General features: G+C 66.8%; 18 protein-coding genes and 3 pseudogenes. 7 read left to right on the forward strand and 14 right to left on the reverse strand.

The window, feature by feature from the left end:
• Positions 1-2 precede the first annotated feature (2 nt).
• The 5 genes and pseudogenes from ACFZDK_RS48920 to ACFZDK_RS48940 all read right to left on the reverse strand — a co-directional run.
• Entirely contained in the window at positions 3-1,835 is a 1,833-nt protein-coding gene (locus ACFZDK_RS48920; RefSeq protein ID WP_390034331.1) for an oligopeptide/dipeptide ABC transporter ATP-binding protein, read from the reverse strand.
• Positions 1,832-2,722 (reverse strand): ABC transporter permease, encoded by an 891-nt coding sequence (locus ACFZDK_RS48925; protein WP_390034332.1) that lies wholly within the window; start codon positions 2,720-2,722, stop codon positions 1,832-1,834. The genes ACFZDK_RS48920 and ACFZDK_RS48925 overlap by 4 nt, the downstream gene beginning before the upstream one ends.
• Complete coding sequence (locus tag ACFZDK_RS48930) at positions 2,719-3,678, reverse strand: ABC transporter permease subunit (protein WP_390983925.1); 960 nt, start codon at positions 3,676-3,678, stop codon at positions 2,719-2,721. Before ACFZDK_RS48930 ends, ACFZDK_RS48925 begins: the two co-directional genes overlap by 4 nt.
• A gap of 108 nt (positions 3,679-3,786) precedes the next feature.
• Positions 3,787-5,409 carry an ABC transporter substrate-binding protein gene (locus ACFZDK_RS48935; RefSeq protein WP_390034334.1) on the reverse strand — a complete coding sequence of 541 codons (1,623 nt, stop codon included), beginning with the start codon at positions 5,407-5,409 and terminating at the stop codon, positions 3,787-3,789.
• 283 nt (positions 5,410-5,692) lie between these two features.
• Positions 5,693-5,992 (reverse strand): annotated as a pseudogene (locus tag ACFZDK_RS48940) (transposase); the annotation flags it as partial.
• 77 nt (positions 5,993-6,069) lie between these two features.
• Between ACFZDK_RS48940 and ACFZDK_RS48945 the strand changes: the two are divergent.
• Positions 6,070-6,312 carry a hypothetical protein gene (locus ACFZDK_RS48945; RefSeq protein ID WP_390034335.1) on the forward strand — a complete coding sequence of 81 codons (243 nt, stop codon included), beginning with the start codon at positions 6,070-6,072 and terminating at the stop codon, positions 6,310-6,312.
• Between the two features lie 437 nt (positions 6,313-6,749).
• On the opposite strand, the gene ACFZDK_RS48950 is transcribed toward ACFZDK_RS48945, so the two are convergent.
• The 5 genes from ACFZDK_RS48950 to ACFZDK_RS48970 are packed head-to-tail and all read right to left on the reverse strand — an operon-like array spanning position 6,750 to position 11,658.
• Positions 6,750-8,558: a hypothetical protein gene (locus ACFZDK_RS48950; protein ID WP_390983930.1), complete on the reverse strand. Its 1,809-nt coding sequence runs from the start codon at positions 8,556-8,558 to the stop codon at positions 6,750-6,752.
• 57 nt (positions 8,559-8,615) lie between these two features.
• Positions 8,616-8,993: a LysR substrate-binding domain-containing protein gene (locus tag ACFZDK_RS48955; RefSeq protein ID WP_390983958.1), complete on the reverse strand. Its 378-nt coding sequence runs from the start codon at positions 8,991-8,993 to the stop codon at positions 8,616-8,618.
• A complete protein-coding gene (locus ACFZDK_RS48960; RefSeq protein WP_390983964.1) occupies positions 8,981-9,628 on the reverse strand; it encodes a hypothetical protein in 648 nt (215 codons plus the stop codon). Before ACFZDK_RS48960 ends, ACFZDK_RS48955 begins: the two co-directional genes overlap by 13 nt.
• Entirely contained in the window at positions 9,625-11,127 is a 1,503-nt protein-coding gene (locus ACFZDK_RS48965; protein WP_390983932.1) for a hypothetical protein, read from the reverse strand. Before ACFZDK_RS48965 ends, ACFZDK_RS48960 begins: the two co-directional genes overlap by 4 nt.
• Positions 11,128-11,172: 45 nt before the next feature.
• Positions 11,173-11,658 (reverse strand): hypothetical protein, encoded by a 486-nt coding sequence (locus ACFZDK_RS48970; RefSeq protein WP_390983935.1) that lies wholly within the window; start codon positions 11,656-11,658, stop codon positions 11,173-11,175.
• 460 nt (positions 11,659-12,118) lie between these two features.
• Between ACFZDK_RS48970 and ACFZDK_RS48975 the strand changes: the two genes are divergently transcribed.
• Both ACFZDK_RS48975 and ACFZDK_RS48980 read left to right on the forward strand, forming a co-directional pair.
• Positions 12,119-13,576 (forward strand): recombinase family protein, encoded by a 1,458-nt coding sequence (locus tag ACFZDK_RS48975; RefSeq protein ID WP_390983938.1) that lies wholly within the window; start codon positions 12,119-12,121, stop codon positions 13,574-13,576.
• Between the two features lie 411 nt (positions 13,577-13,987).
• A complete protein-coding gene (locus ACFZDK_RS48980; RefSeq protein ID WP_390983941.1) occupies positions 13,988-14,656 on the forward strand; it encodes a SpdA protein in 669 nt (222 codons plus the stop codon).
• Positions 14,657-15,151: 495 nt separating this feature from the next.
• On the opposite strand, the gene ACFZDK_RS48985 is transcribed toward ACFZDK_RS48980, so the two are convergent.
• Genes ACFZDK_RS48985 through ACFZDK_RS48995 form a run of 3 tightly spaced genes read right to left on the reverse strand, consistent with a single transcriptional unit; the run spans position 15,152 to position 18,731 of the window.
• On the reverse strand, positions 15,152-15,949 hold the full coding sequence (locus ACFZDK_RS48985) for a hypothetical protein (RefSeq protein WP_390983944.1): 798 nt from the start codon (positions 15,947-15,949) through the stop codon (positions 15,152-15,154).
• Entirely contained in the window at positions 15,946-17,994 is a 2,049-nt protein-coding gene (locus ACFZDK_RS48990; RefSeq protein ID WP_390983946.1) for a hypothetical protein, read from the reverse strand. Before ACFZDK_RS48990 ends, ACFZDK_RS48985 begins: the two co-directional genes overlap by 4 nt.
• Positions 17,994-18,731, reverse strand: coding sequence for a hypothetical protein (locus tag ACFZDK_RS48995; RefSeq protein WP_390983949.1), 738 nt, complete (start codon positions 18,729-18,731; stop codon positions 17,994-17,996). The genes ACFZDK_RS48990 and ACFZDK_RS48995 overlap by 1 nt, the downstream gene beginning before the upstream one ends.
• Before the next feature lie 336 nt (positions 18,732-19,067).
• Between ACFZDK_RS48995 and ACFZDK_RS49000 the strand changes: the two genes are divergently transcribed.
• From ACFZDK_RS49000 to ACFZDK_RS49010, 3 genes and pseudogenes are all read left to right on the forward strand, one after another.
• Entirely contained in the window at positions 19,068-19,562 is a 495-nt protein-coding gene (locus ACFZDK_RS49000; protein ID WP_390983961.1) for a Pycsar system effector family protein, read from the forward strand.
• Positions 19,559-20,287, forward strand: a complete 729-nt coding sequence (locus ACFZDK_RS49005; RefSeq protein WP_390983951.1) for a cyclic nucleotide-binding domain-containing protein — start codon at positions 19,559-19,561, stop codon at positions 20,285-20,287. The genes ACFZDK_RS49000 and ACFZDK_RS49005 overlap by 4 nt, the downstream gene beginning before the upstream one ends.
• 155 nt (positions 20,288-20,442) lie before the next feature.
• Positions 20,443-21,393 (forward strand): annotated as a pseudogene (locus ACFZDK_RS49010) (ISAzo13 family transposase); the annotation flags it as partial.
• 17 nt (positions 21,394-21,410) lie between these two features.
• On the opposite strand, the gene ACFZDK_RS49015 reads toward ACFZDK_RS49010, so the two are convergent.
• Positions 21,411-22,757, reverse strand: a complete 1,347-nt coding sequence (locus ACFZDK_RS49015) for an IS4 family transposase (RefSeq protein WP_390983954.1) — start codon at positions 22,755-22,757, stop codon at positions 21,411-21,413.
• An 80-nt stretch (positions 22,758-22,837) separates the two neighbouring features.
• On the opposite strand from ACFZDK_RS49015, the pseudogene ACFZDK_RS49020 reads away from it, so the two are divergent.
• Positions 22,838-23,524, forward strand: a pseudogene (locus ACFZDK_RS49020) (ISAzo13 family transposase); the annotation flags it as partial.
• Positions 23,525-23,632 lie beyond the last annotated feature (108 nt).

The following is a 23,632-nucleotide window of genomic DNA, read 5'->3' on the forward strand; positions in this document are numbered from 1 at the left end:
CTTCATATCGTCTGCGGCGGCGTGCTGGCGACCAGCCTCGGCGACGCCGACACGAGTTCGCGGGTGTAGTCCTCTGCCGGGAGGCTGAAGAGCTGGTCGGTCGAGCCTTCCTCGATCACTTCGCCGTCGCGCATGACGAGCGCCCGGTGGGCGATGGTACGGACCACGCCGAGGTCGTGGCCGACGAAGACGATCCCGGTTCCCGTCTGCTGCGACAGATCGGTGAGCAACTCCAGCACAGCCGCTTGAACCGACACGTCGAGCGCGGAGGTCACCTCGTCGCACAACAGCAGGCGCGGCTTCGCGGCGAAGGCACGAGCGATGGCGACGCGCTGCCGCTGACCTCCGGAAAGCTCGCGCGGAAACCTGTGCGCGAACGAGGTCGGCAGGCGCACGGAGTCGAGGAGCGCGGCGACGGTGGCGGCCTCCTCGCCTCGGTCGACGTCGTCACGGAAGAGGCGGATCGGGCGGGTCAGGATCTCTGCGATCGTGTGCCGGGGATTGAGCGTCGAGTCATGGTTCTGGAAGATCATCTGGATCCCGCGGCGGACCTCCTTGGGACGGTTCGCGATCTGCGGGTCGAGCCGCTCGGCGTCGAAGGCGAGGTAGCCGTCCCACTCGGGGGCCAGGCCGGCGATGACGCGCAGGAGCGTCGACTTGCCGCTGCCGCTCTCGCCGACTATCCCGACGCGTTCCCCCGGACCCACCCGCAGTCGCACCCCGCGGAGCGAGGGGACGGACGCGCCGCGATACGTGAACCAGATGGCGTCGGCGCTGAGCAGCGGACGCGCCGCTTGTCCCGTGCCCGAGGTGAGTGCCGGCCGGGGACGGCCGAGGACACGGTGATCATCGAGTTCGGCGACCCGCAGGCACCGGACCGTGTGCGATGAGCTGACCTCGACGACCGGCGGATGGGTCGTGGTGCACTGGTCACTCGCCGAGGAACACCGCGGAGCGAAAGCGCAGGCGTCAAGAACGACGGAGCCCGACGGAGTACCCGGAATCCCCGGGACGAGACGGCCTTCCTCGCTGCCCGCCGTGACGTCGCACAGAGCGCGCGCGTAGGGGTGGCGCGGCCTGGTGACGAAACTCGCCATGCCGCTGCGCTCGACGATCTCCCCGGCGTACATGACGGCGATGTCGTCGGCGACTTGCCCCAGGAGGGCGAGGTTGTGGCTGATGTAGAGAGCCGACAGCTCGCGCTGCTCGACAAGGCCCCGCAGCAGCTCGGTCATCCGGGCCTGGGTCGTCACGTCCAAGCCGGTGGTCGGTTCATCGAGCAACAGGACCCGTGGCTCTCCTGCCAGCGCGATCGCGAGCGAGAGACGCTGCTGCTGGCCGCCGGAGAACTGAAACGGATACCTCTCCAACGCTCGGGCGGGGTCTGGAAGGCCCATCTCGGTGAGCAGGTCGATCTGGCGATCGCGCAGCGCCTCACCCCGAAGACCGGTGTGCTGTCGCAGTACCTGGGTGAGCTGCTTGCCGACCGTGGTCCCCGGATTGAGCGACATCGCGGCGCTCTGCGGAACGTAGGCGATCTGGCTGCCCCAGAGCTTGCGCCGGTCAGCCATCCGCAGTGTCAGGAGATCGGTCTCGCCGTCCAGCAGCGATTGGCCACCGAGGACCCTGACCCCCCGCTTGACATAGCCCAGCGCGGCAAGCGCCGCGGTGGACTTGCCCGACCCGGACTCGCCGGCCAACCCGAGGACCCTGCCCGGCCGCAACGAGAAGTCGACCCCCTCGACAACGCGCTTCACACCGCCGCCCGCGGTGACGTAGCCGACCGAAAGGGCACGCACTCCGAGCGTCACCGCATCATCCATGCCGACCGTCATTTCTCGACCACTTTCTCGTCCCCGGCCACGTGCTGCGCAATGGCTTCCGCAGTCAGATTGAAGGCGACCGACACCAGCGCCAGCGCCGCTGCGGGTGCCAGGACCGCGAGGGGCGAGAAGGTCAGTCCCCCGCGATTCTCGTTGATCATCAGTCCCCAGTCCGGGTGCGGAGGCTGCGCGCCGAGACCGAGGAAACTGAGGGTGGCGATCGCGATGATGCCGTACGTGATCCGCAACGCGACGTCAGCCGCCACAGGCGCCACGATGTTGGGCGCGATCTCGCGCAGCAGCACCGAGGACATGGACTCTCCCCGCGCCCGTGCCGCCAGGACGTAGTCCGCGCTGATCTGATCGTTGACCAGCGTGCGAACGGTACGCCCGGCGCGCGGGGCATCCGCGACCACCACGACCAGGACGAGGACCCAGAAGGAGGGCTTGAGAGCGGCAACGGCGATCAGCGACAGGAGAAGCACCGGCATCGAGATCACCAGATCGAAGGAGCGCCGAAGAAACCCGTCGAGGCGTCCACCCCGATACGCGGCGACCGCGCCGAGTCCGCCCCCGATGAGAACGCTGATCACGACCGCGACGAGCGGAATGAGAAGGACTTGTCCGCCGCCTTCCAGGAGCCTGCTCAACACGTCGCGGCCCAGTTCGTCCGTGCCGAGGAGGTGAGCGCCGGACGGCTTGCTGAACGGAGGCGCCAGATTGATCGCACGTGGGTCATAGGGCGCCACGAAGCGACCAAAGACGATCACCGTGAGAATGACACCGCCGAGCCCGACACCGATCTTCCCCGCGACCGACGAGAGTGTCCCCCGTATCAGGCCGACGCGCGGTGCGAGCGAGAGCTCTTGCGTGTCCAGCGGCGTTGGCGTGGTGGTCATCGGCTCAGCCTCAGTCGCGGATTGAGAGCGAGCGTCAACAGATCAGCGAGGAGAAAGACCACGAGGACCACCGTGGCGAGGATCAGCGCGATCGCCTGGACCGTGATCGCGTCACCCTGGGCGATGGCCTGGACGAGGTGATCACCGATTCCGGGAAAGGACGTCACTGTCTCGATGGCGACAAGTCCACTGACGGCGAACACGATGTTGAAGGCAGCGGCGTTGATGATGGGAGCGGCGGAGTTGCGCATCACAAAGTCCCAATGGATCGTTCGGGATGGGAGACCGCGAAGTCGCGCCGCCTCCACGAATGGAGCCTGAAGTCCCTCGTGAACGGCCGTGCGCACGAAACGGTACATGTGAGGGATGATCGCGACAGCGACCGTGAGCGCCGGCAGGACGTAGGCCATGATCTGCTGGGTGCCGGTGCCGAACGCGAACGCCGAGCCACTCTCGATGGGCAACCAGCCCAGCCACACACCGAAGATCATGAGCAGCCCGAGTCCGATGACGAATTCGGGTGTCGCCGCCAGAGCCACACTGGCCATCAGGAACCCGATATCGCTCCGGCTCCCCTTGCGTCGCGCCATGAAGGTGCCGAGCGCGATGGACGAGGGAATGCCGATGACGACCCCCAGTCCGGCAAGCGTCAATGTGCGGGCGAGTTCAGGCAGGATCACTCCGGCGACCGGCCGATTGGTGATCGGTGAAACTCCCAGATCCCCGGTCACGGCATGCCCGAGCCAGGACAGATACCTCGTGGGAAGCGGGTCGTAGAGCCCGTGAGCCGTCGCGTACGCGTCCAACTGGTCACGGGTCGCCGTCCGTCCGACGGCTGCGCGCGCGATCTCCTCGGGGGACTTGTAGTTCATCGCGATGAAGATGAGGACCGACAGGACTCCGAGAGCCAACAGCGTCCAGCCGATCCTCGCCGCGAGCCTAGTGGCCGTCCGCATGACCGGGCCTCCAAGTGCAGTGGGCTGCCGGCGCCGCATGTCCCGCCATGACAGTCGAGGGCCGAACGGCGGGTCCAGGTGCCGGCTCGGGCAGGGTGTGCGGCCCCGTTAGGCCTTGAGCCACATTCGCTCCCATGCGTACATCGGGCTGTAGAGGTCGCCCTGTACCCGAGCGCGGGATGTCTGGACGATGGGCACGAAGAAGTCGATGATGCTGCCCGAGTGGTTCGCCGTATACGCCAGAGCTTCCGTGAGGATGGCGTTGCGCTTGCTGTCAACGGGCTCGGACAGCACCCGGTCGAGGTATGCGGTCAGCTTGCCGTCATTGTCGAAGCCGGTTCCGTTGTAGGCGCCACCCTTCTGGAAGAAGTTGTTCAGGACCGAGTAAGCCGACACCCGCTGGGCATAGTCGTGGAACATCGGCACCTGACCGAACACGCGGTCGAAGTAGGTGTCGACAGGGACCTGTTGCACCTTCACTCGGATGCCCGCGGGCTTGACGACCTCCGCGTAGGCCTGACTGAAGGCTGTCATGCCGGGCTGGAACTCGGCTGTCGGAAGTTCGACGTCGACTCCGTTCGCGTAGCCGGCCTCCGCGAGCAGCTGCTTCGCCTTGGCTATGTTCTGCGGTCTTTCCCCGATCGACCTGGGATAGGTCGCGTCGTCCAGCGGGACCGGCACGTCTCCGGTGATCGTTCCCAACTCGCCCAGCACGGCCTTGCGTATCGCATCGCGGTCCGCCGCCAGCTTGAAGGCCATCACGACACGGGGATCGTTGAACGGCTTCTTGTCGAGCTTCATGTGCAGGAAGTAGGTTCGAACAGCGCGCTGGTCACCCGTCAGGGCCGGGGACGTGAAACGAGAGTCACCCTTCAACTGCCCCACGGACTTGGGATCCAAGGAGTCCGTCCAGTCGATGGTGCCGGCACCGAGTGCCTGCAGCACCGTCGACGCGTCGACGTGGGTGTTCTGAATGCCGTCCAGGTACGGCAGGCCGGCCTCAAAGTAGTTCTCGTTGCGGACGACCTCGAAGGACTCGCCAGGCTTGAAGGACTTCAACTTGAACGGGCCGGTGCCGATCGCATTGCTGGTGCCGAACGACGACTGCTTCTCCTTGACGACGCCGGCGGCGTAGCCGGCGAGCGCCTCACCGAGGAATACGTTGGGGGTCTTGAGGGACAGCTTGAGCGTGGTGTCATCCACCACCTTGATGCCGTCGGGGTCGAGGCTGCCGACAAGCCGTGCCCTGAGCGGCGATCCGACGCCCTTGTCGAGGAGCCGAGTGATCGTCCAGGCGACGTCTTTGGCCGTCAGCGGCGTGCCGTCGTGGAACTTGACGCCGGAACGCAGATGGAAGACCCACTCGGCACCGTCCTTGTTGATCTCCCAGCTCTTCGCGAGCTGCGGCTGGAGTGTGAAGTCGAGACCGGTTCGGACGAGAGTGCTGTACAGCATGCTCGCCAGCCAGCCTGCCGTCGAGGAGAAGCCCACCGCCGGGTCCGTGCTGTCCTTCGTGCTGACGTCGCCGATGGCAGTGCGAAGGGTTCCGCCCTTACGGGGCTTGCCTGTGCCCCCGGCTGTCGACGTCTCGCCGCTCTCCGAACTGCACGCGGTGAGGAAGCCGCCGAGCGTCAGTACCGAGATCCCGGCCGTGGCGCCACCAATGAACTTTCGTCGCGACACGTTGCTCTTCGCCGCGTCTGTGACGAAGTCACGATTCTCATGGTTCACGTTCTTCCCTTTGCTGCTCGGCAGGGCCGGGACCGGCCGGTGCCCCGAACTGTTCACCAAACGATTGGCATGAGGCTAAGGGCGATGTGTTACGTCTCAATGCCAGCATGTCGGGACGTCGTAAAATCGATGTTTCAATCCGGCTGTACGAATTGTCGGTGCCACCGCCCAGGGCATGTCTGAGTGGGTGGCGGTTGAAGTAGGCGGGTCGGCCTTGATGCCTCGATCGGGTGGGCGCCGGGTTCCACTCTCCGGCAGGTCGGTCAGGTCGTCGCAGGAAGTGGAGCTTCTTGGGTTCCCAGCGGCGGGCGGGCCCGGTCAGGGCGAGCATGGGCAGCCAGGCCGGCAGATGGAGCGCGATCTGGACGATCTCCAGCCAGATCTGGTTCTGCGCGGTGCCGTGCAGGGGCAGGTTGCGCAGGCCGGTGTCACGGGCAGCCCGGATGCGGTCCTCGGCCCGGGCCCGCTGGCGGTGCCGCAACTCCAGCCGCGCGATCGGCGTGCGCTGGGTGTTCGTCGCGAAGCAGGTCAGCAGCATCCCGTCGGCGTCGGTGAAACGCAACTGCGCTCCGGGATACCGCCGGCGGGCACTGTCTCCTGGTCGTCAAGGGCAACCAGAAGAAGCTGCGCCGGCAACTGCGCCGCCTGCCCTGGCGGCAGATGCCGCTGCTGGACCGCACCCGCACCACCGGGCACGGACGTCGCGAGGTCCGGCGGCTGAAGGTGTGCACCGTCGAAGCCGGGCTGCTGTTCCCGCACGCCGTCCAGGCCATCGAGATCAAGCGACGCCGCGTCAACACCAAGACCGGCAAGGTCCAGACGAAGACGGTCTACGCCGTCACCAGCCTCACCCCCGGCCAGGCCGACCCCGCCCGCCTGGCCGAACTTGTCCAGGGCCACTGATCCGTGGAGGCCCTGCACCACGTGAGAGACGTGACGTTCGCCGAGGACGCCTCCAAGATCCGCACCGGCAGCGCGCCCCGCGCCATGGCCACCCTGCGCAACCTCGCCATCGGCCTGATGCGCCAGGCCGGCTGGACCAACATCGCCGCGCAGCAGACCACTATCGTTCACGCCCCGACTACGCCACCGCACTCCTCAAGATCACCTGCTGAGAACGCATCAGCCCTGCCACACCACCCAGCTGGGGATCCCTCACTGAGCGGCTCGCCAGCTCGGGTGCGGCCGGCATCACAGCGCCGAACTGCTCGTACGCATGGGTGTGCGCGTGGACTCCCGAGCAGCCAGGAGACTCGTCCGAACACGCTCCTCCCGGTGCCGCGTGGGGCACCGGGAGGAGCGGCCGCAGGCTCCGTCAGCAGCCGTGCCGGGGCCTCAGGTCATGAGCACATCGGGTTGATCTTGTTGGTTTCGTTGACGGCGTCGGCCCACGAGAACTCGTCGTTGTCGCTGAAGTAGTAGTAGGTCGCGCCGTTGGGTGCCATGGCCACGGTGATGCCGCCGTAGCCGGACATGAACGGGACGTAGAAGGAGCAGGAGTACTGCGGGTAGGACGACGGGGTGAACTGGAGCGCCCACAGGCCGTTGTTGTACTTGAAGGCGGTGGTGCCGGTGGTGGTGACGCCCCGGTCCGAGGAGGTCTTCTGCATCGTGGCCGCCAGAGCCGTGGAGTTGAGCACCTGGGTGCCGTTGATGGCGCCGCCGTCGTTGTTCAGCAGCTTCGCCACTTTGGCGATGGAGTCCTGGGTACAGAACAGCCCGTAGCCGCCGAGGGGCACACCGGTCGCGGAGTTGTCGGTGCGCTCGGTGGTCAGTGAGTCGGGGCCGACGCCGAGGGGTTTGTAGACGTCGTCACGCACCAGGTTGAAGATGTCCGCGCTGCTTCCCGCCTTCGACTGAAGGTAGTTGTTCTCCGCGCGGGCGGCGAGGAAGTAGTCGGAGGTGTGGTAGACCCACTGGCTGCCCGAGGTCGACCTGTGGGGATAGGACAGCGCCGTGGACACCTTGGAGCTGTACGACTCGGCGGTGAAGAAGTTGGACATGGTGGTGCCGTCCTCGTCCGCCTCGAAGCCGGATGAGGAGTAGTTGCCGGTCGCCATGTCCAGCGCGTTGTTGAGGGTGACGCTGGACCAGTCGCCCGAGGACGAGGACGTCTCGGACACCCAGTTCTTGACGAGTTCACCGGCGACGCTCGTACCGTAGAGCTGTTCCAGCCGCATGGCGGCGATGCTGGTGAAGGCGCTCTTGGCCGTGGAGTACGACGGCAGCAGCATGTCGGAGCAGAACGCGTAGCTGCCGTAGCGGGTCGTACAGCCGGAGGTGTAGTTCACACCGTTGATGTAGACGCCGTAGGCAGTCATGCTGGAAGCGGTGACACCGGAGCCGAACTTGCTGGTGTCGACGCCCGAGTTGGGATAGTCGGTGGCCAGGGCGCTGATGGACTTGGTGGGGAGGCGGCCCGCCACCTCGGCGGCGTAGGCGTTCTCGATGCTGGTGGCGTCGCTGACGGTCTGCGGGGTGTAGGTGCCGGACAGCTGGCCCCACATGTTGAACTTCTGGTAGTCGCAGGTCTCCTGAGTGATCTGGTAGCGCACCTTGCTGATGCTGCCGGCGTCGAACAGGAAGGTCATCTCCCCGTTGTGGACGCGGTTGGCGTTGCGCTCGACGAGCGCGAAGGGGAAGGACGCGCGGGTCATACCGTTGTCGGAGGTCTCGTCCCAGGCCCGGCCGGCGCCGACCTCCAGGTTCCAGACGGTCGAGCCGGTGTACTGCAGTCCCCGAACGGTCGGGATGAGGTGACTGCCGTTCTGGACGAAGGTGACCGAGAACGACGGCAGGTGCTTCCACGCCGAGTCGGCGTTCGACGTCCGGTTGTAGGTGTCCACGAGCTCGCTGAACCCGCCGCCCGTGGACGTCCCGCTGAGCGTCAGCGTGCCCTGGAAGGTGTGCGACGGCGCCGCCGCGCCGGCGGGAAGCGCGAAGGCGGAGTCGCTGACCGGGGCGGTGGAGGTTCCGGTGGTGAGGTCCGTCCGGGTCAGCAGGGTGCGGCTGACCGCGCCGCTGCCGGTCAGGGGGTCGTCGGAGACTGCGGTGAGGGTGTCGGCGGAGGCGGTGGTCGCCGTGGCGGTCAGCCCGGCCAGCAGAAGCAGGCAGGACAGGGCGACGCGGAGTCGCGGGCTGGGTCTCATGTCGCTGAAGGTGGCCCCGGTGACGGGAGGTTGTCGAATGCCCGTTGGTACCGGACGTCATGTCACCTGCGTATGACCGCTCTTGGTACCGGGAGGCGAGGCGAACAGGTCACGGCAGAAGACGGTGAGCCGGTCGAGGCAGGAACGGATCTGGGCGGAGGCATAGTGCGTGGAGTCCCAGGCTCCGAAGAGGGTGACGTGCAGAGGCCCGTCGGCGAGCCGGATCGGCAGTGACCGCAGGGCGAAGCGCGGGTCGTCGGAGACGACGCACACGCCCTTGCCCGCCGCCGCCAGCGCCTGCGCGACGGCCGGTGCCCTGGCCACGTACGAGGCGTTGTAGCCCAGCCCCGCCTTGGCGACCGCCTCGTCCAGGACCCGCCGCACACCGTGCAGTTCGTCCATGACGATGACGCGGTCCGTGCTCAGGTCCTCCAGGGTGACGTGGTCGCGCCCCGCCCAGGGATGGTGAGGGCGCGCGTCGCGATGGTCCGTGTGGCGGCGGGGCCGCTCCTGCCGGTGCGGGTGGGGGCGACCTCGGGGCGTTTGAGATACACGCGCCAGGCGCGGTCGAGTTCCGGCGCGTCGGCGGGAGGGTCTTCCTCCTCGTCGGCTGCCGTGGCGCGTTCGCTCAGCAAGTCGCACACCGAGCGGACGTACTGGGTGACTTCCGATGCGGCGACGCGGCCGACGTAGCCGTCGTCGCCGAGGTCTTCACGCCGGGGGAAGGCCAGTGCGGCGATGGCCAGGTGGATGATGCCGTACAGGACGCGCTCGGTCTCCCGGTGTTCCCGCATGCGGACCTGGCGTGCGAACTGGTCCATTTTCGTCTCGAACACCGATCCGGGCAGCGCGGCGTGGACCATGCCGGAGCGTGCGGAGACGCCGACGACCTGGAGGCCCATGCCGGCAGCGCACCGCTTGACCAGGCACGCGAAGTCGGGGTCTTCCTGGTAGCGCCTGATGAGTGCCTGGTAGGAGTCGTCTCGTGCGGGAGTGTGCTTGGGGCGGAATCCGTAGCCGATGAGCCGAGCTGCGGCTTCGGTGTCGTCTCCGAGGATTTCGTCGGTCACGATCCGGGCTCCTGTTCGGGCTCGTCGGTGATCGCGGCGTTCGGTGTGAGCTGTGCGGCGGTGACGAGCAGGTCGTCTCCGGCGAACCCGGCCTGTGCGAATGTGGTGCTGGCCGGCACGGCGATCAGGACGTGGTCCTGGCCGTGGCGCAGTGCGGGGCCGATCTGGGGGCTGAAGGCGCGCAGGACCAGCAGGGCGACGAGTTCGGGAAGCGGGGGATCGATCAGGGCGGCTTCCTGTAGCAGGTGGGACAGGCGTCGGGCGGCGTCGGGCAGGTCGAGGAGCGCGTGGGCCGCGCGCCACTGTTCGTCGCTGAAGCCGCCCTCCTGCTCGGCGGGTGTCGGCTCGGGTTCTTCTTCCTCGTCGGCGAACCGGCTTCGCTGCACCGGGGGTGCGAGCAGGGCGGGTATGAGGGTGGCCAGCCCGGGCTGGTCGGTGCTGGTCGGCCCGGCGGAGTGTTCGACGAACACCGACAGGGGTGGGGTGGCGGCGGTCCCCGTTTCGGCGAGGATCGGCTGCAGGAGATCGCGGTGGAGGTCCACGGCTGCTCGGCGTGTGGCCGGGGCGAACAGTTGCCGGTCCTGTTCCTGCCGGAACTTCTCCCGTGCGCCCAGCAGTCGCCGGTGCAAGGCGGTGTGCCGGCGGATGCAGTCTTCGACGATGTCGACGAGTTCGGCGGCTCTGCGCTTGTTCGCCGCGTCCTGTGCCTTGTCACGGTCGTCGGTGATCGACTGGGCGATCGCCTGTTCCTCCTTCTGCCGTGACTCCACGTGGGCGAGTGCCTCGTTGAGCAGGTCGGGAACGTGGTTGAGCCAGTCGACGGCGGCGACGTTGCGCTCGGTCGCCTCGAGTTGGGTACGGATGGTCTCTCCGTACTGGATGGTGCGCAGCCGTGCCTGTTCGGCGACTGCTTTGGCGTCGGCCAGCCGGCCGCGGGCGATCAGGTTGCGCAGCCGTACCTCGGCGGCGATCTGCGCGGACTCCACGTCCGTGTCGAGTGCTCCGACCAGGACGTTGAGTGCTTCGTTGGAGGCCCGCAGATAGAGATCGCCTCTGCTGTCGCTGCGTTCCTCGAGGATCTTGAAGTCGAAGGTCTTCAGCGAGTATCGGCCCTCGGTGTTGATCCATCCGTATTTGCGGGTGAATCCGCGGTCGACGTCGCGGACGTTGATCAGGCTTTCCAGCACCCACACCGCGATCCGGGCGTGTTCTGCGCTGGGACGGTCGGAAGCCTGCCGGGCGATGAAACGCTCGGCCCTCGACAGGACCTGGGCGTGGCGTGCCCCTGATTCGAAGTCCATCGCGATGGCCACCTGGTCGATCATGTCCAGGGCGACTTCGGCCATTTGGTAGCGGTCGCGGATACTCTCCTCGAGCCAGGGCTGGTTGGCCTTGCGGACCTCCAGATCGTGCAGCGGTGCCGTGCAGGCGAGGGCCTTCAGTCTGCGCGTGAGGCCCTCGTCGGCCAGCGGGTCGGGTTCCCCGCCCAGATCACTCATAGCTGGCACCGTAAAGGGATGCGCCAGCCCATCTGGGCTCTTTTCTCACGTGTGGCGCAATGTCATCGTCAGTCCGGCGCGTCTCCCCTGTTCGGCAACGGGAACCGACGGGCCGCCCGCGGGGACGGCGGAAAAGGTCATCGACAATGGGAGGCTGGTCCTTCGGCAGATGAGAGACCACCGGCACGGCACGATGGCGATCTTTAGTTTGGCGAGCCGATCGATCTGCTCGCGGATCGCCGTGTCCAGCTTCGCGCCCTGCAGGCCGAATGAGGTGGCTGAGCAGAATCTCACTGCTCTGTCCGACCACTCGCCCGTCAGGAGGTCATGGACTTCCTGCCTGGTCCTGGGCGCGGTCAGCGTCTCGGCCCACCGGGACGGGAGCGTGATGCAGTCCCGGCCGCCGGATTCGCAGTGAGCCAGGTCGGGCGAAAGCCGCACGTAGGCGCCGATCTCGGCTTGTGCCTGTCCTGCCGGACCGAGGCCATTCATCTCGCTGCCCCCTTGATCGGTCCCGGTGCCCACAGCCACCGAGCCCACCGCCGACGGTCCGCGCCGGCGCACAACGCGTGCGCACTTCCACGGGAACTCGCGGGAACTCCCAAGTAGAAGCGGGATGTGCCCCGCCAGGGAAAAGGGGCCCACCAGGCCAAGAGGCCGGGCCAGAGCAACGATGGCAGACGAGTCGGGCGTACGCCCAGTTCCGTCCTCCACGGCACCGACACAAAGGGAGCTTCCGCGACGCCACCCGATGCGGTTCCTCCCCGAACAACGTGTTCCGAACCTGGCTGTTCATCTGGCACAGCATTGGCCTTCTCGATCTCCACGCGGACCGCTTCGAAGTTTCAGCATGTCAAGGCCGTTCCGTGACCGCGGGACGTTCCGATCTTCACTTCTTCGGGTGAATCGCTCCTGGTCCTCGCGCACTTTGACACCCTGCGGGCATGTCCTCAGTGCGGGGCAACTCGGCGACCGACAGGAGGCGTCGAACATGGCAGCGCATAGTGCCGTACCCCGACAGGCGCCTGGCCCGTCGGCGGGCCACGGGGTCCTGACCCGGTGGGCTCACGATTCCACCCTGCACGCTGTCCCCAACGACTGCCCGCACATGGGTGGCCTGCGGTTCGCGTTCTATGGACGGGTCTCCACCGAGGACCACCAGGACCCGGCCACGTCACGAGCCTGGCAGCTGCTGGGCGCCCAGGCACTGGCGTCCGGGCACGGGCGGATCGTGGCCGAGTACTTCGATGTCGGCCGCAGCCGGACCGTGCCCCGGGCCCGCCGTCCGGAAGCAGCTGCGCTGCTCGCCGCGATGGCCGACCCGGACCGGGACTTCGACGCAGTCATCGTCGGCTCCAGCGAACGCGCCTTCTACGGCAACCAGTTCGCCACCATGGCCCCGCTGTTTGAGCATTACGGGGTGGAGGTGTGGGTGCCGGAACTGGGCGGCGCGATCGACCCGCAGATCGCCGGCCAGGAAGAACTCATGATCCTCCTCGGCATCCTCTCCAAACGGGAGATCGCCCGCGCCCGTATCCGGGTCCGCGGCGCGATGACCGTGCAGACCCGCGACCAGGGCCGCTACCTCGGCGGCCGGCCCCCGTACGGATACCGGCTCGCCGACGCAGGCCCGCACCCCAACCGGACTTTCGCCCGCCGCGGTGTCCGCATCCAACGCCTGGACATCGATCCGGAATGCGGCCCCATCGTGTCCTGGATCTTCACCCAACGCCTCGCCGGGCACAGCGTCGCCCGCATCACCCGCGCCCTCAACGATGTCGGCATCCCCAGCCCGTCCGCCGCCGACCCCCACCGCAACCCGCACCCGACCAGCCGGCGATGGGTCCTCACCACGGTGCGCACCATCCTGGCCAACCCCCGCTACACCGGCCGCCAGGTCTGGAACCGGCAGCGCACCGACCACGACCTCATCGACCCGGCCAACACCAGCCTCGGCCACCGCGACGTGATGCGCTGGAACACCCCCACCGACTGGATCATCTCAACGAAACCGGCACACCCGGCACTGGTCAGCGAAGCCGACTTCGTCACGGTCCAGCACACTCACGCCGACCGGCTCACGGCCCCGGGACGGACATACGCCCTGGCGGGACTCCTGCGCTGCGGAATGTGCGGGCGCCGGATGGATTCCCACTGGACCCGCCGCCCCGCCTACCGGTGCCGGCACGGCCACTCCAGCGCCGCCCCGCCCCTGCCCCACCGGACGCCCAACGCCTACGTCCGCGAAGACCACGTCCTGCCCCACCTGCCCGCACTGGTCATCCGCCTCACCGACCACAAGACCGACCTGAGCGGAACGACGGCTCCGCCCTCACCGGCCGCCGCCGTGGAATACCTCCGCACCGAATCGATATCCGTGATCTTCGACCCGGCCACCCGGACCCTGACCGCAGACACTCCACAAGGAGAAAGGATCGCCATCGGCTGACCGGCACCGCAGCAGCACACGCAAGCTCATAAAGGAGGAAGTCACAAGCCTGCCGAGACGACAGAGCACCCGCGCCCGGCCGGGAGCCGGAGGCGGGTGCCAGTCTGCCCTGCCCGCAAAACGGGCCTCAGGGGGCAATGATGTGTCCGAGGTCGGAGTTGAACCAAAAACCCACCCAGTCGTGCTGCGGGCCGATCTTCAACTCCAGCGGAACGGTCGGGGAAGCAACGGAGCGGAAGAGGCCCCCGAGTCCGCACCGCAGGATCGACCAAAACCGTCCCTCCCGGACGACCCGATTGACCCGCGGGGCAGGGCAACATGAGGAGCCGACCGCAGCCGCCACCGCGGACCTTGCTCGAACCTCGACGGTCTCGTGAACAGGCAACAGCCTTCCGTTCCGTCACCGTGATCATGGGCACCGTCGTCGGCCTGACCTTCCTGTTCGGCTTCGGTAACGTATGGGCCCTGGCCACACGCCTCGGCGTCCCCGGCCTCGTCGCACCACTGGTTGCACCCGCGGTCGACCTCTCAGTCCTCGGCCTCCTCCTCGCCATCCGCTACCTCACCTTGCAGGGCGCGCCCTCCGAACACCTGCGCCCGGCACGCCGGTTGCTGATGGTGTCCAGCCTGATGACCCTGGCCCTCAACGTCACAGACCCACTCCTCGCTGGCCACACCGGCAAAGCCGCATTCGACTCAGTAGGCCCTCTACTGTTGATCGGCTGGGCCGAAGTGGGCCCCGGCCTGCTCCAGGCGATGAATGGCGTGGCAGAACAGGACGGCACGAACCTGACGGCGACGCAGGGGCCACCGGACCAAGAAGCGGTGCAGTACGGGCCACGACCGATACGGACCCCACATGACGCCCTCCTGGAAAGGGCCCGGAGAGAGGATGCCGAACACTGGGAACTACACCGACGGCCGATCTCCGCTGAGACTCTGCGCAAGCGACTCCGCATTGGTGCAGCACGGTCCAGGACTCTTGTGGCCATACTCCGTGATGACAGGAAAAAAGGCTTGGACATTGAGCCCTATCCCAGCGTCAGAACAGGCTGGGTACCCGAGTGCGAGCAGACGTGATCGCGTTGCGGAGCGTTTTGCCCTCCTCGCGACCAGCCGAAGACATAGTCCCGTTGGCCGTTAGAGACGTGGACCCCGAGCGTGGCGGCCATGTCGTCGATCTCATCGCGGCTGATCACTCGCACATTGCCACCGACCGCAGGAGTAACCGCCATGCCGTTTCCGAATCGCTGTCGGAGCCAGCACACGAGGCGGCGGCAGTCGGACGCGACCCCTGCTCCTGGAGGCGGTCGCGTCCGGCCCAAGACGCTCTGTATTACGCGCGAATAGCTGTTCCCTCGTGTGCTGATTCCGTCTCGCCTGATCAACGCGGGTCGTCATGGGAGTCTTCGGCGAGGTGTCCGTGGTGGCGGTACACCATTTCGTCGGGGTGGCGTGTCACTCGTGCCAGCCGCCAGGCCGCATCGTAGGACATGCGGCCGCGTTCTTGAGCACGAAGCCGCATGGCCAGGACGCTGGTTGCCGGGTCGAGCAGCCAGCGCAGGGCAGGTAACTTCACCGGGCCGTGCCCGCCTCAGTGACGGAGCGTGGCTCTCCCCCGTCGCTCCCGACACCTACCACCGAATCACCGGCCGATGGTTCGCCCGGCGTCAGCCAGTCGAGCGCATCGTTCCACCCCATCTGATCCAGGACGGTGCGGACGGTGGCGGTGAAACGTGCATGTTGTCCTGGGTTGTCGCCGAGTTTCTCCCACGCGTAGAGAAGGGTTCGGGAGATGCGTTCGGCCTTGGACTGGATGTCGTCGGCCGCCCCGACAAGCGGGAGGATCTTCTCCTTGAAGACGCCCCAGTCGAGGGAGCCGAGATCGTCCAGATGGCGGTCGAGCCACCAGATACGCGTGGCGTCCGGCGTCTCGAAGACTGCTTGTCTGAACCGTTCTCGGCGTTCGTCTTCCTGCGCGAGTTGGAGTGTTACCTCGCGGAGGGCGTCTTGGTATCTCTGAGCCCGCTCGGCGTCTTTCCCGGACAGCATCAGGTTGATGTGCGCCTTCAGCCAGAGGCCGGGGGTGTCTTCGGGTGTGTGCCAGCGTGCCGCGGCGAGCGTGAGGCATTCCTGCGCGGTGGTGAGCTGTTCGGGGAAGTGACGCCCGGTGATGCCCCGGCCGAGCTCGTCCAGGGCGAGCCGTGCGGCGGCTCGAGCCGTGGCTGAGCCACCAGTCTGGAGAGAGACGTGCGCTCGGTAGGAGAGGGTGCCGTGGGCGCAGAAGCGGATACCGGGCAGACAGGTTGGCCACTGGGCCCGGATCCGACTGCGCCGGCGGCTCCACCACGGGCTAGGTCCGTCGATCCTCAACAGATCGATGCCTCCTCGGACGCCCGGTAGCGGCCGACAGCCCGTTCCAAGACCCCCCGCCAGAACGGATCGATCGCCTCCTCCGTAACCATGAGCCCGTCGAGGCCGGAGCGGCGGCTGGGTGGGGCGAAGATGTCTGTGAGGAGGTCCAGCACCGGTTCCCGGCGCTCAGGGTCGTCTTGGAAACGCTCTTGCCACCGCCTCAGTTGCCTGTCAACGGCCTTCACAGCGGCGTCGGTGGACAACAGCCTCTGCCAGGCACGGACGAGCCGCAGCCGGGCCTCGGGCGTAGGCACTTCGCTAAGGACCAGGTCTGTTCCCTCGTCGCTGGAGACGAGGGCGAGGAAGGCCCCCAGAGTCTGGCGGCGCACAGTCGCATCGGCTTGTCCGCTTTCGACGTCGCTGAGCCATTGGTCGACCGCCTTGCGCACCTCGTTCGGCCGCTGCAGGGCGAGTTGCTGGAAGGCATGGACGACGGTCGCGGAGCCGAATTCCTTGTGGCCTGCCGCCTTGCCCAGCCGTGTCAGCGCGAGGACTGGCTGGTCGATGCCCCAGGCACCTGCGCAGATCTCGATGACAAGGTCAACTTTGTTGGCCGAGGGAGTCTTGGCATCCACCCATTGACGCAGACGATTACTGGCGTAGCGGCCGAACTCGGGGTTCCCGGCTGCTTTGGTCAGGGTTTCCACGGCCAGAACCCGTCGGGGACCAGAGAGGTCACTGGCCAGCCCGTCGATGATGGCCCGGTCGTGGCGGTGCACTGCCAGCGCCAGCAACGCGCTGGTGACACGGCGGGCATCCTCTTCTGGAATCGTGCGGTCTGCGGCAATGCCGATGGCCCATGTGCGTAGAAGGTCGCGTTGGGTGGGGAACTCGTCCCACAGGTGGCGCAGGATGGCTGCGGGCAGGCCTTCCATCGTCTCGTCGTGGAGCGCCCGGTCCCCACTGCGGGTGATTTTCGCGGCTTCCAGTCGGCTCGATGTCGTGGCGTCGGTCAGGACGTTGGCCGGTTCGCGTGCGAAGTCGAGCTGGGCCAGAAGGTCGTCGGCTGCCTTGATGACGGACCTGCTCTGCCCTCCGTGCAGCAAGGCGCCGGCCCAGACCATGACCCGGGTGGACAGCAGCTGCGCCTCGCTCCCCTGGACCCGGTCCTCGCTGAGAAGGTTCTCGATTTCGAAGTGCCAGTCGCCGAAGTCCTTGACGATCTCCGGGATCTCCTCGGGGCCGGATGCCCGGATAAGACGGCCGGCCAGACGCCACGCCGCACGTGCAGAGGGATTGGCCTTCCAGATGTCACCGAACTTCTCCTCCAACCAGGCCACACGATCACCGCGATGGTGCGCTCGCAGTTCGGCCGTGACGAGGGGCCTGGCGTCCGGAGACTCCAGTCGAACAGTGAAAGGCAGCGTGGGTTCGGCCCAGTGGCCGTACCAGTCGGCAGGCGTGGCAAGGATGACGAGGAAGGAGTTCTTCTTGCGCAAGTCCTCCCCATAAGCGACCAGGTCAGTGCCCAGTCGGCCATCGGGCCGCTCCGGCAGGTCTGAGAGGTCGAGAACGTATCCCGCCGCTGCCTCTTCCGGCAGCGGACGGACTGAAGGCTTGGACCATTCCGGGTCGAGGTCGAAGATCGCCGGCGCAGGGTTGGTCACCGTACGCAGCAGGCGCATGGCAGCGGTGCGTCGACCACTGCCTTGGGCTGCGCACAGCACGACGATTCCGTGTACGTCCAGCTGTTTGGAAGCGGCTACCCACTGGTCGGAGTTGCGCGGCGGGACGAACCGTCCCTCCTGGCTTGCCTTGTAGTCGGCGTCGCTCTCGGTGATCGGGACAGGGGTGACCTGATCACGGTTCAAGTGCAGGTTGTAGGCCTGGATGCCGTGCTTGCCGGAGTGCGTGAAGTTCACCGAGTCGGGATGCGAATGACCGTTCGACTCGCCGCCTTGCGGTAGTGGAGGGTTACCTGCGGGCTCCTTCGGTGCCGTGAGTTCCGCTGTGGGTGCCGTGGAGCCCGTACGGTCTTGCTGATCGTGCTCGTGGTCGATCATCACTGCCCCCGTCCAGCGCCGTAGTGGTTGTAGGACTGGATGCCGTGCTTGCCGGAGTGGCTGAAGCTCACCGCGCCCGGGGCCGAGGGAACAGCCTGAGGTGCTGCTCCAGGTGCAGGGACCGGCTGCTCCGTGGCCGCATCCGTGGCGTCGACGGGTTCGAAGATGTCCGGGTCCGCGAGCCGCCAGTCGAAGCCGGGGACGTGGATGTAGGCTGGCTGCTGGAACTTCTTCACCTTCACCAGGTGCCGCGTGAACTGGTCGGGCAGGACGTCGCCGTTGACACAGCCACTTTCGAAAACGTCCTCGTAGACGCGTTGCGAGATGATTACCGCTGTGTTCGTGATCTCCGGGTTCGCGCGGTTCAGCAGGGTGCGCAGTGCGTCGTCGTCTAAGAGCCGGTGGGTGTGCACCATCGGTACGCCCAGTCCGGTGTGCGGCAGCGGGCCGACGTGGATGCTGACCCTGAGCTGCAGGGGTGTACTGGCGGGGGCATCGGCGCGTCGGCGGGCCAGGACCTGCCTAAGGGCACCGGGAAAGCAGCCCACCAGCGCCGGCAACACCTCTGGGTCCATGCCGGCGACGTAACTGTCTCCGGCATGCTGGCCAAACATCCGCCGCTGCCACTGAGCGCTCACGTCGCTGGCGCTGAGCGCCTCGGACAGCAACGGCAGGATGTCGGCATTCACTTGCTGCATGGCCTTGCTGTCCAGCGCGCTGAAGTTGCGGGCGTCCACGGCCAGTACCGCCCGGTAGGGCCACAACGGTTCCCATGACGGCAACATGTGCCGCTCCTCTCGTCGGGTGCTGTGCCGCGAATCACGGCGAACACGACCTTCGCGGAGCAGCAGGGACGAGATGGTCCAGGATTGGACGGTACGAGCGTGCGCTGAATCACATGGCGGGTGTGTCGTCCTGGCAGGTGATGTCGCCGGGGCCTCAGCACAAGACGCTCCAGAGAGTCCGTTCTCGGCCAAAGTGCCATAAGTGGGTTTTCCACCTAGTTGCTGTGACCAGACTTCAGCCCGGGACAGGCGGGCGAACGCCTGGATTACAGCTAGGGGGACGGCTTGATGGCGGTTGAGCCAGCGGAGACAGCGTGGCGGATTCAGGCAGCTGTTGCGGATTGGACGGCCAAGGCGGACTCGAAAGCGTCATTTGCCCTGACGATGCAGTCCACAGCGTTGGCTGTTCTTGGGCTGCTGGCGACTTCCAAACGATCTGCTGGTGATTTCGACTCCACGGTGCCGCAACTGTTGTTGTGGATCGGCGTAGTGCTCATGGTGGCTGGAGTGAGCTTTGCAACTTGGGCGATCTCGCCGAACCTCCGCAAGGAGCGACGCGGGCCGGAGAGCGACGACGACTTCCTGTATTTCGGGCATGTTCGACACTTGGATCCGGCAGTCCTGGAAGCAGCGCTCCGGGATAAGGACCCGTTGCCGTCGCTGTCCCGGCAGGTGGTGGTGATGAGTGAGATCGCCTGGAACAAGCACCGCCGGGTGCAGTGGTCGCTAATTTTGGCGACCGCCGGTTGTGCCGCCTTCGGCCTCGCGACAGTCGTCGGATGACACAGACGGAGGGCATCGCGATGAACTTCCGCTCCTTGGTATCCACCGACGTATGGCGGGACTTGATTGACCGCGGTCGCCCGCAAACGTACCCATACAAGTCTGTGCTCCTCGCCCAGGGCGAGTCGCCCGACTGCGTGATCGCATTGGTCGACGGCCTCGTGAAGGTCACGCAGAGCAATGAGGGCGGAGACCACCTGACATTAATGCTCCGTGGTCCGGGTGAAGTCCTCGGAGAAATGGGAGCCTTACTTGATCGTCCGCGCTCGGCCACCGTCACAGCGACCCGCCGCTGCACCACAGTCGTCCTGGCCGCTCATGCCTTCCGGGGCTACGTGGAGCGCCATCGTCTGGAGACGGTCATCTACCAACTGACCGTGGAACGGCTGAACAGCCACGAACGCCTGCGAGCAGACCTGGTAAACCTACCCTCCACAGCGCGTGTGGCCAGAGTAGTGATGCTCCTCGCTGACGAAATCGGCCGTGCCCAGGGGACCAGAGGTCTACTCGTGGAACTAGGCATGCCGCGCACAGAACTGGCCACCATGGCGGCGATGCGTCGCTCATCAGTACTTGCGGCCCTGGGAGAGCTCCAGTCCGCCGGCATCCTCATACTCGGTCGTCGGCGCCTGGTCATCACAGACCTGCACCGCCTCCGGACGGTCGCCCGCGGCGAGGAGCTCCTCGGTTGCAAGAGCCGCAAGCCTGCCACGCCCGCCATGTGACTCACGGCACGCCCGTACCGTCCAACGCTGGACCATTCCGTGTCTACTCCTCCACAAGGGTGGCCTTCGCCGTGATGCGCGGCGAAGCACACGTCACCTAAGGGCTTGCAGATCATCAAGGTGTTGCTTCCCGTCCCAAGGCTCGTTGGTGTGGTATGCGCATCCCGGACGAGATCCGTACCCAACTCGCCATGAAATTCTCAGTGTTGTTCCCGCATCTGGATGAACGTCAGCGACGGCTGCTGATGGCCGCAGAGGCCCGTGTCCTGGGACACGGTGGTGTTCGGTCCGTCGCGCGGGCGGCCTCGGTGAGTGAGACCACGGTCCGCAAGGGCGTGTTCGAGCTGGAGACCGGTGAGGAGCCTCTGGGGCGGGTGCGGCGGCCAGGCGGAGGCCGCAAGAGGGTCGCAGATCTCGATGCGGGGCTGCGGCCGACGCTGCTGGCGCTGGTCGAGCCGGACGAGCGCGGTGATCCCATGTCACCGCTGCGGTGGACGGTGAAGTCGACCCGCACGTTAGCGCGGGAGCTGGCTCGGACCGGGCACAAAGTCAGTGCGGACACCGTCGCGGACCTGCTGCGGGAGGAAGGCTTCAGTCTGCAGGCCAACGCCAAGACCATCGAGGGCAGCCAGCATCCGGACCGGGATGCCCAGTTCCGTTATCTCAACGAGCAGGCCCGCGATCACCGGGACACCGGCCAGCCGGTGATCAGCGTGGACACCAAGAAGAAGGAGCTCGTCGGCGAGTTCAAGAACAACGGCCGTCAGTGGCGGCCTGCGGCTGATCCGGTGCCGGTGAACGTCCATGACTTCGCAGACCCGCAGCTGGGCAAGGCCGTCCCGTACGGGATCTACGATCTCGCGGCGGACACCGGCTGGGTCAACGTGGGCACCGATCACGACACCGCCGCGTTCGCAGTGGAATCGATCCGCCGCTGGTGGTCCGGCCAGGGCCGGGCCGCCTACCCGCAGGCGACACGACTGCTCATCACCGCCGACGCGGGCGGCTCGAACGGCTACCGGACCCGGGCCTGGAAGCTCGAACTCGCCCGGCTCGCCGCCGAAACAGGACTGACGATCACCGTTTGCCACCTGCCGCCAGGCACACAATGCCGTTGCTTGAGCTAGTCAACTATTGCCCGATGGAGAGTGATGACCTTGGGGGCGATGCGTCTGGTCGGCTGCCGGTCGCGGGTGTTGATCCGGTAGGAGAGCTTCGAGGAGTACTTCGAGTCCGGCCGTTTGAGGTGCCGGTCTGCCTCGCGCAGGCGCCGGGCGCCGTTGTCGAGCTTCCGGCGAACCTTCGCCGCCAGTACGGCCAGGAACTTCTTGACTTTCATGGGTGTGTCGGCGCACTGACGAACCACGCTGCGCCGGGTGTGCTTGAGGACCTTCACGAACGAGATCCGGTCCGGGTCGATGCCGTTGTCATCGGCGAGGGACATGATGATCCGTGTGAGGCAGTGGTGCACCACCATGTGCGCCCAGACCTCCTGCCGCACCAGTTCCGGGGCCGCCGAGCGTAGGACCTCGGCGGGCCCGCGCTGGAAGGTCTTGATCTGCCGGAATGCTGATTCCGCCTCCCACCTGGCGTGATAGAGCCGGGCCAGCTCCGCCGCCGGATACGCGTCCGGGTCCAGCAGATCCGTCAGCAGCCTGACCACCTCGCCGCCGTCGACGCGGTACTCGACCACCCGTACCGTCACCCCGCCCGGGTGCGAGGCTCGTTGCCCCGCCAGGCTGATCCTCGCCAGGTAGGTGCCGTCGGGCAGGTGCTGCACCGGACGACACGCGACGCAGGAGCGCGCCCGCAGCAGCAGGTGCGCGCCGGCGGCGGTGTAGGTCTTCCACAGATCCACTCCAGGAAAGCCACGGTCCATGATCACAAGTATCCCGGCGGCCGAGACCGCCATGGCGACGGCCAGGTCGCGTTCGCCGCCGTTGAAGCCGCCCACTACCGCGTCGATCTGGGCGTGCGTGCCGCACTCGGTCAGCGTGACCACCCTCACCTGGGGAAACCCCGCGGGCAGGCCGTTCTTGGTCGGACCTCCGAACGCGGCCCGGTTGGCCTTCGTGTCCGGCGCGTCCAAGACGAACCCGTCCACCGCGGCCAGCCGCATCCCCTGATAGAAGGAAGCCTCCAGACCGACCGGCGCCAACGGGCCAGCCAGCTCACGGAACAAGGTCTCCAGAACCTGCGGCCCCAAGCGCGTGCGCGCCCGCGCGAACGAGGACTTGTTCGGAACGCTGGCGCTCAACTCCGACATGCTGCCGACCAGTTGCTCGGCGACATCGTCATAGGAGTCCTGCTGGAACAACGCCAGGGCGGGGGTGTAGTAGACCATGAACCCGGCCGGCAGCGCGCCGGGCTTCTTGTCCCGGACCCCGCACCTGCCCAGCACCGCGGCGACCAGTTCCGGAGTCACCCACCGGGTCACCACACCCAGCCGCACCCGATCAGACAACCCCACCCAAGGATGCATGCCGGGCTCAACGACCGCCCCTGCTCCAATGTTACGAACTGTTTGACAAGCTCAAGCAACGGCATTGTCCCGGGACTTCGAAGTGGAACCGGATCGAGCATCGGCTCTTCTCGCACATCACCATGAACTGGCGCGGCCGCCCGCTGACCAGCCACGAAGTCATCGTCCAGTCCATCGCCGCGACCACCACCCGCACCGGACTGCGCGTCACGGCCGAGCTGGACACCAACACCTACCCCACCGGAGTCCAGATCGGCGACGCGGAGATGGCGGCCCTGCCACTGACCCGACATGCCTTCCACGGCGACTGGAACTATGCCGTGCACCCCCAGTCGTGCTCCGCCGTCCCAGCGCCGCGGGCTCCGCAAAAGCCGGCCCCAGAGTGGGACCATGCTCTCCTGTCCGACCCCGGCCTGACCGGCATGTCCCGGCAGCAACTGAGCGATCTCACCGACACTTTGGCCGTCGACGGCGACGTCAAGCGCGGCCGCCCGCCCCGGCTCGCCTTCTCCGACCAGGTCCTGGCGGCCGTCCTTCACCTGCGGGTCAATCTGGCCGCGGAACCCCTCGCGGTGCTGTTCGACAGCAGTCGGACCGCCATGCACCGCACCCTGCTGAAGATCAGGAGGCTACTTAAGACGCACAGCATCGTCATCCCGCCAGCGGCCACTCCACCCTCCGCCCTCACAGCCCTCCAGGCTCGGGTTCGAGCCCAGACCGGCGACCCCAACAGCAAGATCAAGACGACGTGTTAATGATCTGCAAGCCCTTAGTAGGACTCCGTTAGGTCGTTCTTGATCTCGGTGTTCTGTGTGTCCTGCTGGGCAGCGGCTGTTGGCAGGTGGTGCAGATGCCGGTCCAGC

The sequence above is a fragment of the Streptomyces sp. NPDC007901 genome, from assembly GCF_042959465.1.
Classification (GTDB): domain Bacteria; phylum Actinomycetota; class Actinomycetes; order Streptomycetales; family Streptomycetaceae; genus Streptomyces.